This window comes from Mycobacterium lehmannii (assembly GCF_001499925.1).
GTDB classification, from domain to species: domain Bacteria; phylum Actinomycetota; class Actinomycetes; order Mycobacteriales; family Mycobacteriaceae; genus Mycobacterium; species Mycobacterium lehmannii.
This window is the reverse complement of the sequence record NZ_LQIR01000023.1, coordinates 254,931-274,735: the sequence shown is the minus strand read 5'-3', so window position 1 is coordinate 274,735 and position 19,805 is coordinate 254,931. Positions and strand designations below refer to the sequence as shown.

21 protein-coding genes are annotated in these 19,805 nt (G+C 66.4%); 10 read left to right on the top strand and 11 right to left on the bottom strand.

All coding sequences use genetic code 11. The features are described 5' to 3' along the window. Positions 1–19 precede the first annotated feature (19 nt). Positions 20–637 (top strand): TetR/AcrR family transcriptional regulator, encoded by a 618-nt coding sequence (locus AU192_RS14220; RefSeq protein ID WP_064397130.1) that lies wholly within the window; start codon positions 20–22, stop codon positions 635–637. Further along, positions 634–1,137, top strand: coding sequence for a hypothetical protein (locus AU192_RS14215; RefSeq protein WP_064397128.1), 504 nt, complete (start codon positions 634–636; stop codon positions 1,135–1,137). The genes AU192_RS14220 and AU192_RS14215 overlap by 4 nt, the downstream gene beginning before the upstream one ends. A gap of 21 nt (positions 1,138–1,158) precedes the next feature. Here AU192_RS14215 and AU192_RS14210 read toward each other — a convergent pair whose 3' ends face one another. The 3 genes from AU192_RS14210 to AU192_RS14200 are packed head-to-tail and all read right to left on the bottom strand — an operon-like array spanning position 1,159 to position 4,111. Continuing rightward, positions 1,159–2,151, bottom strand: coding sequence for a phosphotransferase family protein (locus AU192_RS14210; protein ID WP_174522789.1), 993 nt, complete (start codon positions 2,149–2,151; stop codon positions 1,159–1,161). Positions 2,152–2,189: 38 nt separating this feature from the next. Continuing rightward, positions 2,190–3,503 (bottom strand): acyl-CoA dehydrogenase family protein, encoded by a 1,314-nt coding sequence (locus tag AU192_RS14205; RefSeq protein WP_064397124.1) that lies wholly within the window; start codon positions 3,501–3,503, stop codon positions 2,190–2,192. A gap of 29 nt (positions 3,504–3,532) precedes the next feature. Then, positions 3,533–4,111, bottom strand: coding sequence for a TetR/AcrR family transcriptional regulator (locus AU192_RS14200; protein WP_064397448.1), 579 nt, complete (start codon positions 4,109–4,111; stop codon positions 3,533–3,535). Positions 4,112–4,267: 156 nt separating this feature from the next. On the opposite strand from AU192_RS14200, the gene AU192_RS14195 reads away from it, so the two are divergent. Continuing rightward, a complete protein-coding gene (locus tag AU192_RS14195; RefSeq protein ID WP_064397121.1) occupies positions 4,268–5,017 on the top strand; it encodes an SDR family NAD(P)-dependent oxidoreductase in 750 nt (249 codons plus the stop codon). An 18-nt stretch (positions 5,018–5,035) separates the two neighbouring features. Beyond that, positions 5,036–5,503 carry a VOC family protein gene (locus tag AU192_RS14190; RefSeq protein ID WP_064397119.1) on the top strand — a complete coding sequence of 156 codons (468 nt, stop codon included), beginning with the start codon at positions 5,036–5,038 and terminating at the stop codon, positions 5,501–5,503. Here AU192_RS14190 and AU192_RS14185 read toward each other — a convergent pair. From AU192_RS14185 to AU192_RS14175, 3 genes are read right to left on the bottom strand one after another with little or no spacing between them, the layout of a single operon-like run. Further along, positions 5,434–6,402, bottom strand: coding sequence for a TIGR03564 family F420-dependent LLM class oxidoreductase (locus AU192_RS14185; RefSeq protein ID WP_064397116.1), 969 nt, complete (start codon positions 6,400–6,402; stop codon positions 5,434–5,436). The genes AU192_RS14190 and AU192_RS14185 overlap by 70 nt on opposite strands. 12 nt (positions 6,403–6,414) lie before the next feature. Beyond that, positions 6,415–7,158, bottom strand: a complete 744-nt coding sequence (locus AU192_RS14180; protein WP_064397114.1) for a hypothetical protein — start codon at positions 7,156–7,158, stop codon at positions 6,415–6,417. An 11-nt stretch (positions 7,159–7,169) separates the two neighbouring features. Next, entirely contained in the window at positions 7,170–8,084 is a 915-nt protein-coding gene (locus AU192_RS14175) for an NAD-dependent epimerase/dehydratase family protein (protein WP_064397112.1), read from the bottom strand. Between the two features lie 56 nt (positions 8,085–8,140). On the opposite strand from AU192_RS14175, the gene AU192_RS14170 reads away from it, so the two are divergent. Continuing rightward, positions 8,141–9,316 carry an acyl-CoA dehydrogenase family protein gene (locus AU192_RS14170; protein ID WP_064397110.1) on the top strand — a complete coding sequence of 392 codons (1,176 nt, stop codon included), beginning with the start codon at positions 8,141–8,143 and terminating at the stop codon, positions 9,314–9,316. A 25-nt stretch (positions 9,317–9,341) separates the two neighbouring features. Here AU192_RS14170 and AU192_RS14165 read toward each other — a convergent pair whose 3' ends face one another. The 3 genes from AU192_RS14165 to AU192_RS14155 are packed head-to-tail and all read right to left on the bottom strand — an operon-like array spanning position 9,342 to position 13,013. Further along, positions 9,342–11,033 carry a nitric oxide reductase activation protein NorD gene (locus tag AU192_RS14165; RefSeq protein WP_064397108.1) on the bottom strand — a complete coding sequence of 564 codons (1,692 nt, stop codon included), beginning with the start codon at positions 11,031–11,033 and terminating at the stop codon, positions 9,342–9,344. Next, complete coding sequence (locus AU192_RS14160; RefSeq protein WP_064397107.1) at positions 11,030–11,851, bottom strand: CbbQ/NirQ/NorQ/GpvN family protein; 822 nt, start codon at positions 11,849–11,851, stop codon at positions 11,030–11,032. Before AU192_RS14160 ends, AU192_RS14165 begins: the two co-directional genes overlap by 4 nt. A 1-nt stretch (position 11,852) precedes the next feature. After that, positions 11,853–13,013: a spirocyclase AveC family protein gene (locus tag AU192_RS14155; RefSeq protein ID WP_064397105.1), complete on the bottom strand. Its 1,161-nt coding sequence runs from the start codon at positions 13,011–13,013 to the stop codon at positions 11,853–11,855. A gap of 104 nt (positions 13,014–13,117) precedes the next feature. On the opposite strand from AU192_RS14155, the gene AU192_RS14150 reads away from it, so the two are divergent. Further along, positions 13,118–13,720 carry a TetR/AcrR family transcriptional regulator gene (locus tag AU192_RS14150; protein WP_064397103.1) on the top strand — a complete coding sequence of 201 codons (603 nt, stop codon included), beginning with the start codon at positions 13,118–13,120 and terminating at the stop codon, positions 13,718–13,720. Positions 13,721–13,746: 26 nt separating this feature from the next. Here AU192_RS14150 and AU192_RS14145 read toward each other — a convergent pair whose 3' ends face one another. Continuing rightward, positions 13,747–15,192 carry an aldehyde dehydrogenase gene (locus tag AU192_RS14145; RefSeq protein WP_064397101.1) on the bottom strand — a complete coding sequence of 482 codons (1,446 nt, stop codon included), beginning with the start codon at positions 15,190–15,192 and terminating at the stop codon, positions 13,747–13,749. A gap of 194 nt (positions 15,193–15,386) precedes the next feature. Here AU192_RS14145 and AU192_RS14140 point away from each other — a divergent pair, with 194 nt between their 5' ends. From AU192_RS14140 to AU192_RS14125, 4 genes are read left to right on the top strand one after another with little or no spacing between them, the layout of a single operon-like run. After that, a complete protein-coding gene (locus AU192_RS14140) occupies positions 15,387–16,652 on the top strand; it encodes an aromatic ring-hydroxylating oxygenase subunit alpha (protein ID WP_064397099.1) in 1,266 nt (421 codons plus the stop codon). Between the two features lies 1 nt (position 16,653). Further along, positions 16,654–16,992: a hypothetical protein gene (locus AU192_RS14135; protein WP_064397097.1), complete on the top strand. Its 339-nt coding sequence runs from the start codon at positions 16,654–16,656 to the stop codon at positions 16,990–16,992. Then, positions 16,989–18,251, top strand: a complete 1,263-nt coding sequence (locus AU192_RS14130; RefSeq protein WP_064397095.1) for a metal-dependent hydrolase family protein — start codon at positions 16,989–16,991, stop codon at positions 18,249–18,251. Before AU192_RS14135 ends, AU192_RS14130 begins: the two co-directional genes overlap by 4 nt. Before the next feature lie 22 nt (positions 18,252–18,273). Continuing rightward, positions 18,274–18,726, top strand: coding sequence for a MarR family winged helix-turn-helix transcriptional regulator (locus tag AU192_RS14125; RefSeq protein WP_064397094.1), 453 nt, complete (start codon positions 18,274–18,276; stop codon positions 18,724–18,726). A 5-nt stretch (positions 18,727–18,731) separates the two neighbouring features. Here AU192_RS14125 and AU192_RS14120 read toward each other — a convergent pair whose 3' ends face one another. Next, positions 18,732–19,802, bottom strand: a complete 1,071-nt coding sequence (locus AU192_RS14120) for an NAD(P)H-dependent amine dehydrogenase family protein (RefSeq protein WP_064397092.1) — start codon at positions 19,800–19,802, stop codon at positions 18,732–18,734. Between the last annotated feature and the right edge of the window lie 3 nt (positions 19,803–19,805).

Genomic DNA, 19,805 nt, shown 5'->3' with positions numbered 1-19,805 from the left:
GGTTGAACGAAGGAGTTCGGTGTCCGCCACGGAGTCCGCGCGGCCGTATGCCACGCTCCTCGCCAAGGGCGAGGATCGTCGTCAGCGCATCCTCGCGGTGGCCGAACGCCTGCTCGCACGCAATGGGTGGCGCAACACCTCGCTGGCCCAGATCGCCAAGGAAGCCGGGGTCACGCCCGCCGGTCTGCTGCACCACTTCGAGTCCAAGGAGCAGCTCCTCAACGCGGTGCTCGACGCCCGTGACGCCGACGACGCCATCCACGCCGACTACCGCTCCGGCGACCTCGTCACCGAGCTCGGCCGGGTCCCCGAACGCTTCGACCGCGCGCCCGAACTCGTCGGGACATTCACCGTGCTGCTGGTGGAGAACATCGCGCCCGACGCGCCGCTGCACGACCGCCTTGTCAAGCGTTACCGCGACGCGGTCGACATCATCACCGCGATCATCGAGCGCGGTCAGCGCAGCGGCAAGTATCGCCAAGACCTCGACGCGGCCACTAAGGCCGTGGAAATCCTCGCCTTCACCTATGGAATGGAGACCCTATGGTTACTCGACCCATCGATTCAATTGGCCGAGGTGTTCAAGGGGTACGCCGAGTCGCTGGGACGCGAATTGGCGCCGCGGAGCTCGACATGAGGTACCGGCTCGACATCGTCGCCCCGACGGTGACGGACGCGGTGAAGTATGCCGGCGGCTGGATCTACGACCGGGTGATGGCCGGGTGGGACGTCACCGTGCTCGTCGGTGGTGACGAAGACGTTCGCCCGTTGACGATCCTCGGAGCCGAGACCCTCGACCTGGAAACGGTTCTCGCCGAGTGGGAGGAACGGCCGCATCCGGCCACCGTCGCTGTCGCGGCCAACATGATCGACCGCGACGCGCGGGTTCTCCAGCATGTGCGCAACGCGCTCGATCAGGGGGCGACCGAGGTGACGCTGTGGGGTGAGCGGATGCCCGCCGAGCTCGACAGCAGCGTCGATTCCGTCGAGCACCGCCTGAGCGCGGCGGCCAGGGCGTTCAAGGCCAAGGCGCTGGCCGCGGCCGGCGATCCCGGAGCCGCCGAGGTCGGCGGCTGCGAGATGTTCCGCTGCGGGATGATGGTCTCCGTCGCCGCGGATCTGGTGCCCGCCAGCTGATTTCGGCGGGCGCCGGCGGCGTCAGCGGTAGTCGCTGGATTCGGCCAAGTCGGCGGCCGAGCGCATCAGCTCGACGATGATCGGGCCGTAGGCGAGCAGCTTCGGGTTGTCGCCCGCGCGCTGGAAACCCTGCTCGAGCACGATGGCAAGCTTCCACTTCGCCAGCACCAGGTAGTAGTCGAGGTCGTCGACCTGACGCCCGGACACCTTCGCGTAGTGCTCGACGACGGCCGCGCGCGAAGGCATTCCCCGCATGTCGACGTAACCCATCTCCGAGTCCGCCGGCGCCGCGGTGTCCTCCGGCCAGCTCTGCACCATCCAGCCCAAGTCCAGCTTCGGGTCCCCGACGGTGCCCATCTCCCAGTCGACGATCGCCGCGAGCCGGGCGGGAGCCCCGTGCCGATACATCACATTGGCGAACTGGTAGTCGCCATGCATCAGGCCGGGAACGTAATCCAGCGGGCGATGCGTGCGCAGCCAGTCGGTGGCGACCTCCAAGCCCTCGATCTCGCGGCCCTTGATCCGCTCGAAGAACGCCGTCCAGCGATCGACCTGGCGTTCGTGGAAGCCATCGGGCCGACCCAAATCGTCTAGCCCCTTTGCTTTCCAGTCGACTTGGGACAGAAGCGCGATGCCCTCGGCGAGTTGATAGGCCAGGTCCCCGCGCGCAGACAAGTCGGAATCGAACGGTTCGGGCCACTTCCGATCCTCAAGATCCATCGGCGACCAGCCGTCAACGAAACCCATCAAATAGAACGGGCGGCCGAGCACCGCGGCATCCTCACAGACGGCGACGGCCTCGGTATGGGGAACGTCGGTGCCGTCGAGCGCCTCGATGATGCGCCACTCCCGCAAAATTCCCTTGTCGCGATCGGGCGGGGCGTCGGGCGGCGGCATCCGAAGCACACAGCTGTGTTCCCCGCGCCGCAACTCGTAGATGACGTTCTGGGTACCGCCCGACAGGAACCGGGTCTGCAGCGGCTCACCCTTACCGGGCAGCTCGGCTGCGTCCATCCAGTCGGTCAGGCGCGCAACGTCTATCGCGGTGTCGCTCACAGGTTCCCCACTTCATTCTCTATGGTGGCGCCCAGGTATCTGGCGAATTTGGCCCTGGCCTTCTCCCGCTTGGCCGGAATCCACTCGCTCGGCCACGTGCCGGTGCTGGGCGCATAGTCGCGCAGCACCTGCTTGGCCACCGTCGTCTTGTGCACCTCGGTGGGCCCGTCGGCCAGCCCCATCACCGCGGCGCCGGTGACCATGCCCAGGAAGGGCATCTCGTTGGTGACACCCAGCGCACCGTGGACCTGCATTGCACGCCAGGCGATGTCGTGCAGCACCGTCGGCATCACCACCTTGACCGCGGCGATGTCCTTACGGACCTTCTTGTAGTCGTTGTACTTGTCGATCTCCCACGCGGTGTAGAGCACCATCAGCCGGAACTGCAGCAGCTGCGCGTACGAGTCGGCGATATAGCCCTGGACGAACTGCTTCTCCGACAGTCTGCTGCCCTGGGTTTCGCGGCTCAGCGCGCGTTCGCACATCATGTCCAGCGCTTTGCGGGACAGCCCGATCGTGCGCATCGCGTGATGGATACGGCCGCCACCGAGACGGGTCTGAGCGATGACGAATGCCTGGCCCTCGCCGCCCAGCAGCGCATCGGCCGGCACCCGCACGTTGTCGTAGTGGATGAGAGCGTGCGAGCCTTCGTCGTCACGCTCGCCGTGCAGTCCGACATTGCGGACGATGTTGACGCCGGGCGTGTCCGTCGGCACCAGGAACATCGACATGCCCTGATAGGCACTCACGTCGGGGTTGGTGACGACCATGACGATCAGGAACGACGCGGTTCTGGCGTTGGAGGAGAAGAACTTCTGGCCGTTGATCACCCAGTCGTCGCCGTCACGGACCGCGGTGGTGTTGAACAGTGTCGGGTCTGCACCGGCGTGTGGTTCGGTCATCGAGTAACACGAGAAGATCTCGCCCTTCAGCAGCGGGCGCAGATAGCGCTCCTTCTGGGCGTCGGTGCCGTAGTGGGCGATGATCTCGGCGTTGCCGGTATCGGGCGCCTGACAGCCGAACACGATCGGTGCCCACTGGGAACGGCCGAGGATTTCGTTGAGCAGAGCGAGCTTGAGTTGGCCGTAACCCTGTCCGCCGAGTTCGCGGCCGAGGTGGGTGGCCCACAGCCCTCGTCGACGCACTTCATCCTTGAGTGGGTCGATAACCTTGCGGCGGTTGGCGTCCAAAGGAACGAACTGCTGATCGGGGAACGCCAAGTCGAGCGGTTCGACCTCCTCCCTGACGAATTCGTCGGCCCAGTCGAGCACCTTCTGATATTCGGGGTCGGTCTCGAAATCCCACGCCATCGTGGTCTCCTTTCGCGCTGGTTCAATCTTCAGCTGAGTGCGGCGTCGGTCTTCCTCGTGTTGAACCCGACGATCAGCGCCGCGATGTCGTCGGTGACGACGTCGGCGAACGACCGGTCACCGAAAGTGCCGCTCGCCCAATGCCGGACGCCTTCGCTGACGTGCATGCCGGCCAAGCGGGAGAGGTGTTCGACGTCGACGTGCGCACCGATCTTCCGGTCCCGCTGCGCGCGGGTGAACAGTTCGCCGAACATGTCGGCGTCGGCCGTGTCGTCGACGGCCTCACCCGCGAGGATCCGGTGTTCATGCCGGTAGCCCTCGAGGATCGTCTGGATGATCAGCTCGCGCGGATTGCGGGCCATCGACCGTTCGAGGCTGCGCAGCGCCTCACCGATGACCGCCTCGACGTCGTAGTCGGCCCGCAACAGCGCGCGCACCTTATTCTGCGCCGCCCGGGTCGACAGCAGACCGACCTCGAAGAGGATGTCCTCTTTGGCGGGGAAGTAGAAGTAGAACAGGCCCCTCGACACGCCGGCGGCCCGGCAGATGTCGGCTACGGTCGTCTTCGCATACCCGTTCGTGCGCCACAACGCCATGGCCGCCTGCACGAGCGCGCGCTTCGTCTCATGCGAACGAGCCCGCTGAAACGAAGCGCGTCGTTGACCACCGTCAGCAATCGCTTCGCCGTTGGCCTTGGACACTCCGGCACTGTAACAGGGCAATTGAGGCTTGCAAATAGTTGACGTTTGTCCAACTATCTAGGGATGGGCACGACACTGGACGGTAGGCGCATCTTGGTGACCGGTGGGGCCACGGGCATCGGCGCGGCGGCGGTGCACGTGCTCACCGAGGCGGGCGCCCACGTCGTGGCCACCCGTCACACCACGGCGCCACCCAACGTGGCGGGCGTGTCCTGGGTGCACTGCGACGTGCGTGACGCCGAAGCGGTCGACCACACCGTGCGGGCCGCGGCCGAGGAGATGGGTGGGCTCGACGTACTGCTCAATGCGGCCGGACTGTGGCAGCCGGGCATCCCCGGTCAGATCACCTCCGATGACATCGAGATCCTGTTCGACACCAACGTGAAAGCCACGATCCTGACCAACCAGTCGGCGTACGCGGTGATGCGCGACAACGGCGGCGGACGCATCATCAACTTCGGGTCCGCCGAGGCGGTCATGGGCAGCCCTCTCTCGGCGGTGTACGCGGCGACGAAGGGAGCGGTGGCCGCGTGGACACGCTCGGCGGCCAGGGCTTGGGCCGCCGAGAAGGTGTCGGTGATCGCGTTGGCGCCCGCGGTACAGACGCCAGGTGCCGACCGGCTGCGGCAATTCCTCGGGCCGGCAGCGGAGTTCCTGGACGAACAGCTCAAAACCTCGATTCCGCTCGGGGGAACACTCGGTGATCCCGTCGGCGATCTAGGCCCCGCACTGGTGTTCTTCTGCAGCGAGGGATCACATTTCATGACAGGACAACTCGTCGCCGTCGACGGCGGCCTGATCATGCTCGGATAGGCCCACGAAAGGCGAGACATGCCCAACTTGCACCACGTTGTCATGCGCAGCCATTCCGCGCACATCTTCACGGCGTTTCTGACCGAGGTGATGGGGATGGCGGTGCAGTTCCAGATGCACGTGCCCGGTGAGGTGCTGGAGAGAACGCTCGGATGGCCAACGTCGGACGGGGCGGAGGTCACCATGCTCGGCACCGGCGACACGGGGCTCATCGAGGTGCTCGACGTTCCCGAGCACCTTCGTGACGTCGTGCCCGAGGGGTTGGCAGCGCTGTCGTTCATGGCACCCCACTTCGCCGAAACACGCGCGAAGGCCAGCGCTTTCGCCAACGACGTCACGATGCTCGACACCGGTGTGCCTGGCGTGGACCTGTTCTTCTGCACGATGGGCGGGGTACCCATCGAGTTCATGGGAAGCTATGTCCCCGAGGCGAGCTCCGATACCAGCGACGCGACGAACGCCTCAGTGCGGCTGCGCGACGCCTGACGCTGGGCGGCATCCTGCCCGAGCGGAACCACGCGCGCTGCCAGATCGGTGACGCCGGCGTCGCGGTAGCGGCGCAACCGCGCCGCGACGGTTGCTTCGTCGCCGACGGCCATGGTGTCGCCGACGTCCTCGGCGTCGCCGTGTTCGAGCAGGCGCACGTAGTTGGGGGAGAAGTCGGCATGCCCCAGCACCTCGCTGGCGTACGCCCGGGCATCGTCGACCTCATCGTCGGCGCAGAGCGCGACGGGGACACCGGCGACGATGCGGATGTCTTCTCGGCCCGCCTCTTTGGCCGCCGTCGAGATCCGCGGCGCCACGTAGTCGCCGATCGCACGTTCGTCGGCCATCCACAGGATGGTTCCGCCGGTGCGTTCGCCGGCGATCCGGAGCATCGTCGGGCCGAGCGCCGCCACCAACACCGGCACGGTGAAGTCCTCAGTGACGTCGACAGGGGACCTCACGTGATACGTGTCGTTGTCGACGGCGATCGCGCCCGGTCCGCTGAACGCCGCGTCGAGCACCTCGAGATAGTCGCGCACCAGCCGCGCGGGTTTGTCGTACGGCAGGCCGAGCTGGTCGGTGATGATCCAGTGGTGCGACGGGCCGATGCCCAGGGTGAACCGTCCCTCGCAGGCGATCTGGGTGGTCAGCGCCTGCTGAGCCATGATGAGCGGATGGCGGGTCTGGATCGGCACCACGGCCGTTCCGATCTCGATGCGGTCGGTGGCGTTTCCGAGTAACGCCACGGCCGTCATCGCATCGAGATATCCAGGCACCTGCGGTATCCAGAAGGTCGCGAAACCCTGCTCCTCGGCGGCTCTTCCGTCGTCGATCAGCCCACTCAGTCGCTCAGCTCGCGGGCGCTCCTTGTCGGAGCCGACCATCAGACCGATGCGCATTCATACCTCCGGTCACGGTACATAGCGGTCCCATTCGTAGGGGACGACGGTGTGAAACGGTGCGGCGAAAAGCGGTTCGACGCCGTCCTGCTGCCATCGGGACCGCAGAAGCGGCCGGAGCCGCTCCGCGACCGCCACAGGGTCGTCGTCGAGGAAGCAGTACGTAATCGTCTGCCCTGCAGGGGCACTGGCCAATCGGCCCTCGACGGGCAGCGACATCGCCGCCCACGCGCCTGCCACCCCGTCGACGTCCACCAGTTCGTCCGGAAAACCTGTGCCTCGTTCCAGCAGTAGGTACACGCCTCGATTCGGCCACCACGGCAGCACGTCGGCGCCCACCTTGATCCGTGGCGCTGCGGCGCGCTGCCGCACGTCGTACACACCGCGTTCGACGGGCGGCAGCAGTGGCAGTTTGCGGCCCGCATCACCGAGCGCCTTGGATAGCGCGAGGAACGGTTCCATGCCCTCGACCCCGGTGAAGAAGTACGTCATCACGTGATCGATTTCGTCGTAGGGAGTTTCACCCGTCCCTCGTGCGGCCCGGCACTGCGGCGTGGACACCAGGCGCAGGGATGCGCGCACCGCCCGCATCCGGTGCTGTTCGGGGCGGTGGTCGAGGGTGTGCCAGCGCAGATAGTCCGCGTCCGCGCCGTCGGGGTGGCGTCGCGCCATCGAGACGAACATGGTGGTGATGTCCCCGTCTCCGTTGGCGAGCACCTCGGGAACCTCGTCCGACGGTCTGCCCGGTAGTTGCATCCTCGTCTCCTCTACACCGAATCCGGCTGTGCCAACGGGATTTCGGGATGGCGGGCCTCGACCATGCGGCGAAAGCCGTCACGCCATCCGATTGTCGTGCGGCCCAGCACCTCGTGCATGCGGGTGACGTCGGGCCACAGCGGTGTGTGGGCTTCGGGTGTGTACTCGAAAATCGGTTCGACGCCGACCAGTTCACCCATGTAGGTGCAGTACTCCTCGACGCTGACCGTCTCACTGCCCGCCCAGTTCACCACGACCGGCGGAGTGCCGGCTGCCTCCAATGCCCTGATCCCCAGTGCGACGTAGTCGTCCTCGTAGATCGGGTTGTAGTTGTTCGGCCGGTCCGGGTGCAGCCTTATCGGTCGCCGAGCCAGTATCGCGTCGAGACGGTCGGCGGGGGCGCCGCCTTCGGGCCCGTAGGTGGAACAGATTCTGATGATGGTCAACGGAATCTCGTACTGTCTGGCGACCCACGTGCAGACCGCCTCGGCGGCGACCTTGGAGAAGCTGTAGTTCGCCCGCAACGGCACCCCGGGCGGATCGGATTCGGTCAGCGGCCGCTGACCCTGGTACGCGTAGATCGAGCCGGTCGAACAGAGTACGAAGCCTTTTGCGGCGCGGTACCGGTGCAGCAGGCCGCCCGAACGCTGAGCGTTCGTCTCCAGGCAGCGCGTCCAGTCTCCGGCTCCGGGATCGACCGCGGCGTGAAACACGTAGGTGAAATCGTCGGGGAGCGCGGAGAAGTCGCCGTCGCCGATATCGAGGGCGACCGGAATGACACCGGCGGCGCTCAGCCTGTCGCGGCTGGCCGGCTCGCGCAGCCGGGCTGCGCCCCACACCTCGTTATTGCCTGCCAGCTCCCGCGCCAAGGGGAACGCGATCTTGCCGGTGGCGCCGGTGATGAGGATCTTCTCGCCGTCGAGCATCCCTTAAGTCTTAGCGCACCACGCCTCAAATGTTAAGTACTTGATATGTTGGCGGGATGCAGCTCACCTTCGATGCCGAGGTGGAGGCGTTCCGCACCGAGTTCGTCGCCTTCCTCGACGAGCACCTGCCGCCGCAGGCCGAGGCGGCGGAGCGGTCCCGATCGACGGCCCATGTGCCGCAGTGGGCACGCCGTTGGCAGCGGCTGCTGTTCGACCACGGATGGTTGCTGCCGGGAAATCCGCCGGACTTCGGTGGCCGCAACGCGGGCGTGCTCGAGCAGTTCGTCCACCGCGAAGAGCTGGCGCGGCGCCGGATCTATCCGGCCTTCAATCCGCAGGGCGTCGGGATCATCGCCGCGTCGCTGCTGACCTTTGGCACCGACGAGCAGAAGCAGCGGTGGGCGGTGCCGATTCTGCGGGCCGACATGACCGCATCGCTGGGCATGAGCGAACCCGGGGCCGGTTCGGACCTGGCGGGCCTGGCGACGCGAGCGGTGCGCGACGGTGACGATTTCGTCGTCGACGGGCAGAAGGTCTGGACTTCGGGCGCACACGACGCCGATGTCATCCTGGCGTTTGTGCGCACCGACCCGGATGCGCCCAAGCACAAGGGGATCAGCGCGCTGTTGATCCCCACCGACCTACCCGGAGTCGAGCGCAGACCGTTCGCTTCGGTCTACAGCCGCGAGGACCTGGATTTCAACGAGGTGTTCTTCTCCGGCGTGCGGGTGCCCGCCGAGAATCTCGTCGGTCCTTTGCACGAGGGTTGGCGCGTGGCCAACGGATCGCTAGGCCATGAACGCACCATGATGTGGATGGCGTTCGCCAACCGGCTGGATCAACTACTGCAGGACTTCCGCCCGGTGGGAGCGGTGAACCAAGACCGCTACGCGACCATCGCGATGGACTATCAGGCGCTGCGCCTGCTCGGTTCCGTCGCGCTGGGGCAGGCGGCGCGGGGTGAACGCGACATCCCCGGCGTATCGGTGTTGAAGCTGTTCGGATCGGAGGCCGAGCAGAAGGCGCTCGGGTATGCGCTCGACGCCGCCGGCGCAGGAGGCTTACGCAGTCCGGGGCTCACCGCGCCGTACAATCCCTACAGCCCAGGCCTTTTCACCGCCGACTGGTTCACCCGCTACATCAGCACCTATGCCGGGACGATTTCGGGCGGGGCGTCGGAAATACAGCGCAACATTATTGCCCAGCGGGTGCTGGGGTTGCCCGCCCGCTGACGAGTCCCGGAAGAAAAACCGGCGCTCAGCGCGGCGCCGGGGCCGCCAGTTCCCGTAGTGACGCCATGAACAACTCGTCCATCCGTGGGCTGAGCTCCGCCAACGAGGCGGCACCGGCATGGCCGACGGAACCGAAGACGCGGTCCAGCGCATCGGCACTAGCTGAAGAACCGATCGAAAGGCACAGGCATGCAACGCCGTCGGCGCGGAGTTCCTCGAGGGCCTTATGCGCGTCGGCCTCCGCATAGCGGCCTTCGTAACCGTCGTCGTAGGGGTGTCCGTCGGACAAGACGAGCAACAGCTTGTTGGGGGTGCCCGCCTCTTCCTTGAGGATCTCGGCCGCGCCGCGGATCGCCGCGCCGAGGCGGGTGTAGCTCGACGGTTGCAGCTGGTTGAGACGAGCGCGTCCGACCGCCCCGAAGCGCTGATCGAACTTCTTGATCGCCGGAAGGTGGACAGCATGGCGGCCCCGGGACCGGAACGCGTAGACCGCGACCCGATCGCCGAGGTCCTCGAGCGTGGCCGCCAGTGTGGCGGCCGCTCGCCGCTGGTGCTCGTGTACGGCCAGGCCGTCCGGGTCGGCGTCGGTCACCGAGCCGGACGCGTCGAGCAGGATCAGCACCCCGAGGTTCCTGGCGACCTTGCGGTGTTCGGTGAAGATGTGCTCGGGCGGGGAGAATCCGGAACGCAGGTCGACGGACAGATCGACGAGGGCTTCGATGTCGAGTTCGTCGCCGTCGGGCCGGCGCCGCAACACCCTGGGGCCCAACCCGATCCGGGAAAGCCGGCGGCGCAGGACGTCGTCGCGGGCGACGGCGGCAGCGTTGACGTCGGCGGGCGTGGTCAGCGGGTAGTCGATCACCCGGCACCAGTCCGGCCGGTACCGGCGGCGGAAGACGTCCCACTCGGGATGCAGCGCTCCGCCCACCCCGACGGCGGCACCTGGGCGTTCGTCGTCGGTGAAGTGGATCCGGTGGGGCAGCGGCCTGGCGTGCGGGCCGCCCGCGCGGACCCGCCGCACGGCTTCGGCCTGCGGATCCCCGCCTGCACTGTTGCCGGACGACCCCGATGTGCCGAGCAGTTTGCGCAGGAAGTCCCCGACCGTTTTCGAGTTGAACAGCGGGTTGTCGAACATCTTGAGGATCTTGCTTTCCTCCGACGGCCCCTCGTCATCGTCATCGTCTCCGTCCTCCACCGGCATGGCGGCAGGATCGGGTGTGAATCTCAGGTCGGCGTCGGAGGCGCGGGTGCCCGGTTCGGGGACCGTGCTCAGCAGTGCCGACGGTTTGAGGATGCCGAAAAAGTCGGGCGCATCGCTGACTCGTGTTCGGCTACGCGCGATTTCGAGGGACTGGGCGGCCGATGTGGAGCCATGCGGATCCTCGGGGTGCAGCGTCGCGGCCAGCGGCAGCCGCTGGGCCAGGTCGACGAGCACCCGGCGTCCCTCGACCGCCAGGTAGCGACGCGCGAGGGCCGGACGCGCACGCAACGGCCGGACCAGCGGCTCCTGCAGGCTACCCGCTCCGATGAGCGCGCTGTGCAACACCACTTCCCGCCGAATCTGCTCGTCCGAACCGCTGCCGGTGACGAAGATGGCCGTGCCGTTGGTGTGGGCGGGTTGGCCCTCCGGCGCAGCCGCGATGTCGATCGACCGACCGGCGACGAACGTCGCCAGAAACCGGAACCGATCGAGTTCGGCTGCGCCCGAGGCACTCACGGGCTCGGTAGCAGCGCATCGACGAGTTCGCCGAGCGCGCGCACGACGTCTCTGTCGTCGGACAGCGCCTCCACGATCGCGGCCTGCACGGCGCGCCGCAGACCGAGCCCCTCGGCAGCCAGGCCGCCGGCCAGGATGAGCATCCGCGTCGAGGACGCCTCGCGTAGCGGTGAGCCGTCGATGCCGCGGATCGCATTGCCGATCGCCACCAGGGTCCGTGCCATCTCGGCGTCGATTCCGGCCTCGTGCGCGACGATCTCGGTTTCCACCTCGGGCGGAGGGAAGTCGAGTTCGATCGCGATGAACCGTTGGCGCGTCGACTCCTTGATGTTCTTCAGCACGCTCTGGTAGCCGGGGTTGTACGAGATCACCAGTTGAAACCCGGGCGCCGCGGACAGGGTGGTACCGAGCCGGTCGACCGGCAGTTCGCGGCGGTGGTCGGCCAGTGGGTGGATCACGACGGTGGTGTCCTGGCGTGCCTCGACGATCTCGTCGAGGTAGCAGATCGCCCCTGTCCGAACTGCTCTGGTCAACGGTCCGTCGACCCAGACCGTCTCGCCGCCCTTGAGCAGGAACCGGCCCACCAGATCGGCCGACGTCATGTCCTCGTGGCCGGCGACGGTGATCAACTCGCGGCCCAGATCGTGCGCCATCGCCTCGACGAACCGGGTCTTACCGCATCCGGTGGGACCCTTGAGCAGCACCGGCGAACCTCGCCGCGCCGCGGCACGAAACACCTCGACCTCATCGCCGATGGGCCGGTAAAACGGTGCTCGCGACCGGCTTTCGAGTGTCGCCGCGTGGTTGTTCGCCGACACGTCATTCGCTCCGTTCGTGCGGTATGACGGCGGGCATCTCCACGCCCTCCGGCAGCACGAATTCGCCGTCGGTGTTGATGTAACCCGAGTGTCTGGTCGGAATCGGCAGCGACGGGTCGGGGCACGGCCGGTCGGTACCTTCGCCGCACAAACCCGAGGTGAAGTACGAACGCTTCTGCACATCCTCGGGCCACGGATCGGCATGGGTCGCCATGAACTGCGCGGGGATGATGTAGAAGACGAAGAACGATGCGCTGATTGCGGCGAAGATCGCGAGGAAACGCACGAACTGCTGTTTGGCGAATCCGCCCCGGACGTTGTCCAGGCCGCGCTCGACGACCGTGCGGCCGCGGTCGTCGGTGAAGAACCGCAGACAGCACAGCGCGGCTTGCACGCCGCCCCACATCAGGCCCTCGTAGATCGGCCACTGGTAGTAGGTGCCCGCGTTGATCGACAGCGCCTGGATGGCACCGGGGAACGTGTACATCCCGAGCGGCATCAGGACCAGGCCCTCCATGACGAAGTCGAACACGAAACCCCACGCGAAGGCGACGCCGATCAGACCCTTGGTGCCGAGATTCGGCCACCGCTGCTGGGCCTTTCGCATGACCCAGCAGCCCAGGATCGTGCACAGCAGCACGCCGTATGCGTATCCGGAAACGTTGATGCCCAACGGTTCTGCCACCTGGGCGCCAGGCCTCTCGGGTGAGAGCCATCCCGGGACGTGCGGAGCCCACGACCCCATGTTGAACGCCCACGCGTTGTAGGTGCACCACGTGTTGATGTAGTTCAGCAGCGGGTCCTGGAAGAAGAACAGGCCCGTGGACACCATGATCATGCCGTCCAACGTGATGCGACGTTCGCGACGCCAGGGCCGGACGATGAACCACCAGATCGCGACCGGGAAGAGCACCGGTGAACCGATCTGCCACATCATCAGCGCGACCTTCATGAAGGTCGGCGGCTCGGTCGGACCGGGATCGACCGGCGTGAAGTACGGGCCGGTGATCCACCGGATCCAGACGTAGATCTGGAAGACCAGGATCACGCCGCCCAAGGTCGCCCAGATCTTGACCCGGTTCGACGGCCGAGGCGACGCCTCTTCGAGTCGTCCCACTGTGCTGAGCGACTCAGTGGATGGCTTGTTCGACAGTTCGCTCACGACGCCTCCTCGATCGCGCCTCGTCATCGCGATCTCGAGAAAATATACCGGTCGGTATCTGGAGAACTCAATGGGATCTCAGATTCTTATGGCAGACTTCCGGCATGGCGGAGCGGTGGACCCGGGAGCGGCGGCTCGAGCACACCCGGTCCCTGCTGCTGGACGCGGCCGAGAACGTGTTCGCCGAAAAGGGTTTCACGGCAGCCACTGTCGACGACATCGCCTACGAGGCCGGTTACACGAAGGGCGCGATATACAAGCACTTCGCCACCAAAGAAGAGCTGTTTTTGGCCGTCAGCGACCGCTACTGGCGGCGCTACTTCGACACTTTCGCCGAGGTGATGTCGTCGTCGAAACAGGTGGGCGCCCGCGAGCGCGACGACATCGCGCAACGGTGGCGCCAGCTGAGCCAGGACCGCGGTGCCGAGCATGCTGCCCTCGGCCACGAGTTCACGCTGTACCTGCTGCGCAATCCGGATGCGCGAGAACGGGTGGTCGGCAAGCGCGCGGAGGTGGTCGAGGCGTTGGCTAAATTCATCGTCGACGGCATCGATCGGCTCGGCGCAACCCTGGTGATCCCGCCGTTGACGTTCGCCCAGGTGCTGATCGCCACCAGCGACGCCGTCGTGCTCGGCAGTGAACTCGACGACGTCGATCTGTACCGGCCGATCATCGACATGTACGTCTCGGCGATCAAATTCCCATGACGTGAGCCACTGGAACGGACCGAAACCTAGGCCGTGGCAATCGATATGGATTTGGTGTCGGTGTACCCGTCGATGCCTTCGCGTCCGAGTTCGCGGCCGTAGCCGCTGTCCTTGACGCCGCCGAACGGTGCGAACGGATCCATCGTGTAGCCCTGGTTGACGCCGAATGTCCCGGTGCGGATGCGCTCGGCGACGGCGACTCCGCGCTCGGTGTCAGTCGTCCACACCGATCCAGCCAAGCCATAGTCGGAATCGTTGGCGATCGCCACCGCTTCGTCCTCGTCGGCATAGGCGATGACGGTCAGGACGGGCCCGAAGATCTCCTCGCGCGCGATGGTCATGTCGTTGTCGGCGTCGGCGAACAACGTCGGCTTCACATACCAGCCACGGTCGAGCCCGTCGGGCATGTCGGCGCCCCCGACGACGAGGCGGGCGCCCTCGGACTGGCCCTTCTCGATATAGTCGCGCACTCGCTGCTGCTGACGTTGTGCGACGAGCGGTCCGACCTGTGTGGCCGGATCTGTCGGATCCCCGACGACGAGCGACGTCATCTCGGCGGCCAGGGCATCGGTGAACTCAGCCGAACGTGCCGCAGGCACCAGAATCCTGGTGAGCGCGTTGCAGATCTGACCGCTGTTGGACAGGCTTGCCGAGCGGACGCCGGCGGCGACGGCGGCGGGATCGGCGTCGGCGAGGACGATGGCGGCCGACTTGCCGCCGAGTTCGAGGCTGACGCGGCGCAGATCGACGGCGCACGCGGCGGCCACCGCCTTGCCCGCCGCGGTCGACCCGGTGAACGAGACCTTGTCGACCCCGCGATGTTTCACGAGGTACTCGCCCGCGGAGCGGTCACCCGGCAGCACGCTGACCACGCCGTCGGGGAGCCCGGCCTCGGCGATCATGTCGGCGAGCAGCAGTGCGTCCAGCGGTGACTCGGCCGCAGGCTTGAGCACGACCGTGCAGCCGGCGAGCAGCGCGGGAATCAGCTTGGTGACGATCAGGAACTGCGGCATGTTCCACGGCACGATGGCGGCGACGACACCCACCGGCTCGCGGCGGATACGGATATCGGTTCCATACATTCCCGGGCGGGATTCCTCCCACGGGTACGTATCGGCCAGATCGCAGAACGCCGACATCATCATCGTGGGCAGTCCGACCTGCGCGCGCTGGGCGAAGCTGATGGGCGCCCCGATCTCGGCGGTGATGGTCTCGGCCATCTCGCCGCGCCGTTCGCCGTACCGCTCGGGCAGCCGGCGCACGGCGGCGATGCGTTCGGCGGGGGCCAGACGCGGCCACGGACCGGAGTCGAACGCGGAGCGCGCGGCGGCGACGGCCCTGTCGATGTCCGCGGGTCCGGCGGCGGCGACGCGCGCGACGGGTTCCTCGGTGTGAGGAGAAATGACCTCGATGTGGTCCCCGGCGCTCGCTGGCGACCATTGGCCGCCGATGAACAACTCGTCCGATCGCATTGTCTGCTCACCTTTCCGCGCCGATGTCTGCACCACGGTTGTGGTCCGAATGGAGGTCTGACCGCGGTGCGTAATCGGTGTCGCTGCCCGGCCCCGGCCGGTCTGTATCAACTACTTGCGATTGTGACATGGAGCATATACCGTCGGCGCTGCAGCTCCCGGCACGGTCCAGGCCGGGCGGACAGGAGTAGGCAATGGCTCGCTTTCCCAAACCGCCAGAAGGAAGTTGGACGGAGCACTATCCCGAACTGGGAACCGATCCGGTCTCCTACGAGGACTCCATCAGCCCGGAGTTCTACGAGAAGGAACGCCACGCGATCTTCAAGCGCGCGTGGCTGAATGTCGGCCGGACCGAACAGGTTCCGCGCAAAGGCAGCTACTTCACCAAGGAGTTGAAGGTCGCAGGCACGTCGATCATCGTGGTGCGGACCACCTCCGGTGAGGTCAAGGCGTATCACAACATCTGTCGGCACCGCGGCAACAAACTGGTGTGGAACGACATGCCGCTCGAAGAGACCAGCGGGGTATGCAGGCAGTTCACCTGCAAGTACCACGCCTGGCGCTACGACCTCGACGGCAACCTCACCTTCCTGCAGCAGGAGGAGGAGTTCTTCAACCTCGACAAGAGCCGCTACGGGCTGGTGCCGGTGCACTGCGAGGTCTGGGAAGGGTTCATCTTCGTCAACTTCGCCAAGGAACCCGAACAGTCGCTGCGCGAGTTCCTCGGTCCGATGATCACCAACCTGGAGGGCTACCCGTTCGACAAGATGACGTCGCGGTTCCACTACCGGTCAGAGGTCAAGGCGAACTGGAAGCTCTACATGGACGCGTTCCAGGAGTTCTACCACGCGCCGGTACTGCACGCGAACCAGTCGCCGACCGCCTACTCGAAGGCCGCCGCCGAGGCCGGCTTCGAGGCGCCGCACTACCGCATCGAGGGTCCGCACCGACTGGTCAGCACCTCGGGTGTGCGCGCCTGGGAGATGGCCGACGAGATGCGCAAGCCGATCGAGGACATCTGCCAAAGTGGATTGTTCGGGCCATGGGACAAGCCGGATCTGGGGGAGATGCCCGCCGGCCTGAACCCGGCGAAATGCGATCCGTGGGGCCTTGATTCGTTCCAGTTGTTCCCGAACTTCGTGATCTTGTTCTGGGGGCAGGGCTGGTACCTGACCTACCACTATTGGCCGACGTCGTACAACACGCACCTGTTCGAGGGAACCGTGTATTTCCCGCAGCCGCGCACTCCCCGAGAACGCATCGCGCAGGAACTGGCCGCGGTGTCGTTCAAGGAATACGGGCTGCAGGACGCCAACACGCTGGAGGCCACCCAGTCGATGATCGAGTCGCGGGTGCTCGACGACTTCCTGCTCTGCGATCAGGAGGTGCTGATCCGCCACCTGCACAAGGAGACCGCGGCGTGGGTGGAGAACTACGAACGCAAGACGGCGGGTGTGTGAGATGACGACCACGACGGCCAAGTTGCCACCGGAATTCGCCGACTTGGAACAGTTTTCGGACTGGTGCCTGGGGTCTGAGGCCGAACGCTATGCCAAGCGGCTGTCCTCGACGATGACCGAGATGCAGGCCTTCTACGACGCGATCACCGCGCGCGCCGAGGAGGCCATCGCCTACTGCGACAAGTTCTCCCTGGACGAGCTGCCCGAGGACGTGCTCAACCTGATGCACCTGCTGTACTCGATGATTCAGGTGTCCTTCCCGGTCGAGTGCTGGAAGCAGCCGAAGGTGCCCGATTCGGGTGCCACAACGCTCGACTGCGTTTCCGAACCGGTTCCGTGACCGATCGAATCGTCCTGCGCGCTGCGCGCTGGGCCGACGTCGTGGCCGGTGAGGTGCGCTCGCCGGCCGTGGTGGTCGTCGAAGGCAACCGCATAGTCGCGGTCAATCCAGCGGAACCGCAAGACGATTCGGTGACCGAGATCGACCTCGGAGATGTCACGCTGTTGCCGGGCCTGATGGACATGGAGCTCAACCTCCTCATCGGAGGGCCCGGCGGGCCGGAGGGCTTGCCCAGCCCCATGCACGGTGTGCAGGACGATCCCGTCTATCGCACGCTGCGCGGGGCGGTCAACGCCCGCAGGACGCTGGAGGCCGGCTTCACCACCGTGCGCAACCTCGGCCTCATGGTCAAGACGGGCGGCTACCTGCTCGACGTCGCGTTGCAGCGGGCGATAGACCAGGGTTGGCACGTCGGCCCACGGATCTACCCCGCCGGGCACGCGGTCACTCCGTACGGCGGCCATCTCGATCCGACGGTGTTCCAGCGGCTGGCTCCGGGCATCATGCCGTTGTCGGTGGCCGAGGGCATCGCCAACGGCGTCGACGACGTGCGCGCGTGCGTGCGCTACCAGGTCCGTCACGGCGCCAAGCTGATCAAGGTATCGGCCTCCGGTGGGGTGATGTCGCACAGCACCGCTCCCGGCGCGCAGCAGTACTCCGACGCGGAACTCGCCGCCATCGCCGACGAGGCACACCGTGCGGGCGTCCGCGTCGCCGCACATGCGATCGGGGACAGCGCGATCCGTGCGTGCATCAAGGCAGGCATCGATTGCATCGAGCACGGATTCCTCGCCAGCGACGACACGATCCAACTGATGGCCGACACCGGAACCTTCCTCGTCTCGACCACCTACCTGACCCAGGCGATGGCCATCGACCGCATCGCACCCGAGCTGCGCAAGAAGGCCGAGGAGGTGTTTCCCCGCGCACAGGCCATGCTGCCCAAGGCCATTGCGGCCGGTGTGCGCATCGCCTGCGGCACCGACGCCCCGGCGATCCCGCACGGACAGAACGCCAAAGAACTGTGTGCGCTCGTCGAACGGGGCATGACCCCGATTCAGGCGATCCGCGCCGCCACCGTGACCAGCGCCGAGCTGATCGAGGCCGACGACGAGCTGGGCCGCTTGGCGCCCGGCTACCTCGCCGACATCATCGCGGTGCCCGGGGACCTGACCGACATCGCCGCCACCCTCGACGTGTGCTTCGTGATGAAGGACGGTCACGTCTACAGCACGAAGAGGGGTGACGGCGGTGGCTAGGGAAACAGACCCAGAACTGGGCATGGAACTCGGCGACAACATCCTGTGGCATCTGAAGCAGGCCTGGTACTTCGCGCTGACCGCCGTCAACGACGCGGTCGGCCAGCACGGCGTCAGCACCGCCCAGATCGGTGTGTTGCGGCAACTCGCCAATGAGCCGGGCCTGTCCGGCGCCGAACTCGCGCGTCGCCTGCTGATCACCCCGCAGGGGGTGCAACTGGCGGTCAAGTCTCTGGAGCAGCGGGGGCTGGTCGAACGCAAACCCGATCCGCACCACGCGCGAATCCTGAAGGCGTACCTGACCTCTGAGGGACGCAAGGTCGCAGGCGCGGTCGTCAGCGATGCCATCGCCGCCCACGAGGCCGTCTTCGGCGTCCTCACTCAAGAAGAGCAGCAGACGCTGCGTGACCTGCTGGCCCGGGTGGTCGTGAAGGGTACCGGGCACACGATGGCCGATGACCACATCAGCGACTGATCGACTCAGCCGTTGCCGAAACCGATGTGGCTGCGAATCAACGGAAGATCCGCTGTCGTCGCGAAGCCCGCGGGCGCGGCGACGATCGCCGGCACCGCGTTGAGCACCTGCATCGCCGTCGCCACATTCGCCGACCGCACGTGCTCGGCCATGCTCGCCTCGCGGCTGAAGCTGGCGAGGGAGAAGAAGTGGGTGCGCATCGAGGGATCACCCTCGATGGTCAGCGTCCAGCCGTGTTGTGGCTTCGGCCAGTGCGTGGGGTACTCGTTGCCGACCGTCCACAGCGTCTCGATCTCGACCAGCGTCTCACCGTCGCGTCGGCCCGACCACGTCCACCGTTGGCCCGCCGTCGTTCCCGCGGCCAGGACGCGGTCGAAGATCTGATGGTCGGACGTGGCCGCGACGGCGTCGACCGAGGCGGTCACCTCGTCGATGCCCGCGTTGAGCGCATCGGCGATGAGCCAGACCTGCTCGCTGAAGATCGCGCTGTTGAACGCGAGGAAGTCGGTGCCCGTGGGGCTGATGGTCTCGACGGGTTCTCCGAAGCACATGTTGTCGAACGTGATCGCCGTGCTGTCGTAGACCGACCAGTCGGCGCGCTCCTGCAGAGTCACCCTGTCGATGGTGCGGCTCATCCCCGACAACGCCAACGGCAGCACGCCGGACAGGTTGCCCGGATTCAGACCGCTTCCGTGCACGGTGCTGTTGCCGGTCTTGCACGCGTCGAGCAACCGATCGCGGTCCGCAGGCCGGATGCGACGCGGGTGGAACAAGAATGCGGTCGTGGCCACGTTCTTGCAGTTGGCCAGGATCGCGCACACCTCGTCGACTTCGGTGTTACGGGGCGTGTACAGCACGCAATCGGCGTCGAGGGCGAGTATCCGATCCACGTCCGTGGTGGCGGCGACGCCGATCGGGTCGCGGCCGGCCAGGGTCCCGACATCGACACCGTCCTTATCCGCGGAATACACACGCGCCCCGACCAGATCGAACGCCGACCGGTTGTCGAGCACCGCGGTGATCATCTCGACGCCCACGGCGCCGGTGCCCCATGCGATGACGCGATGCCGTTGCATTCG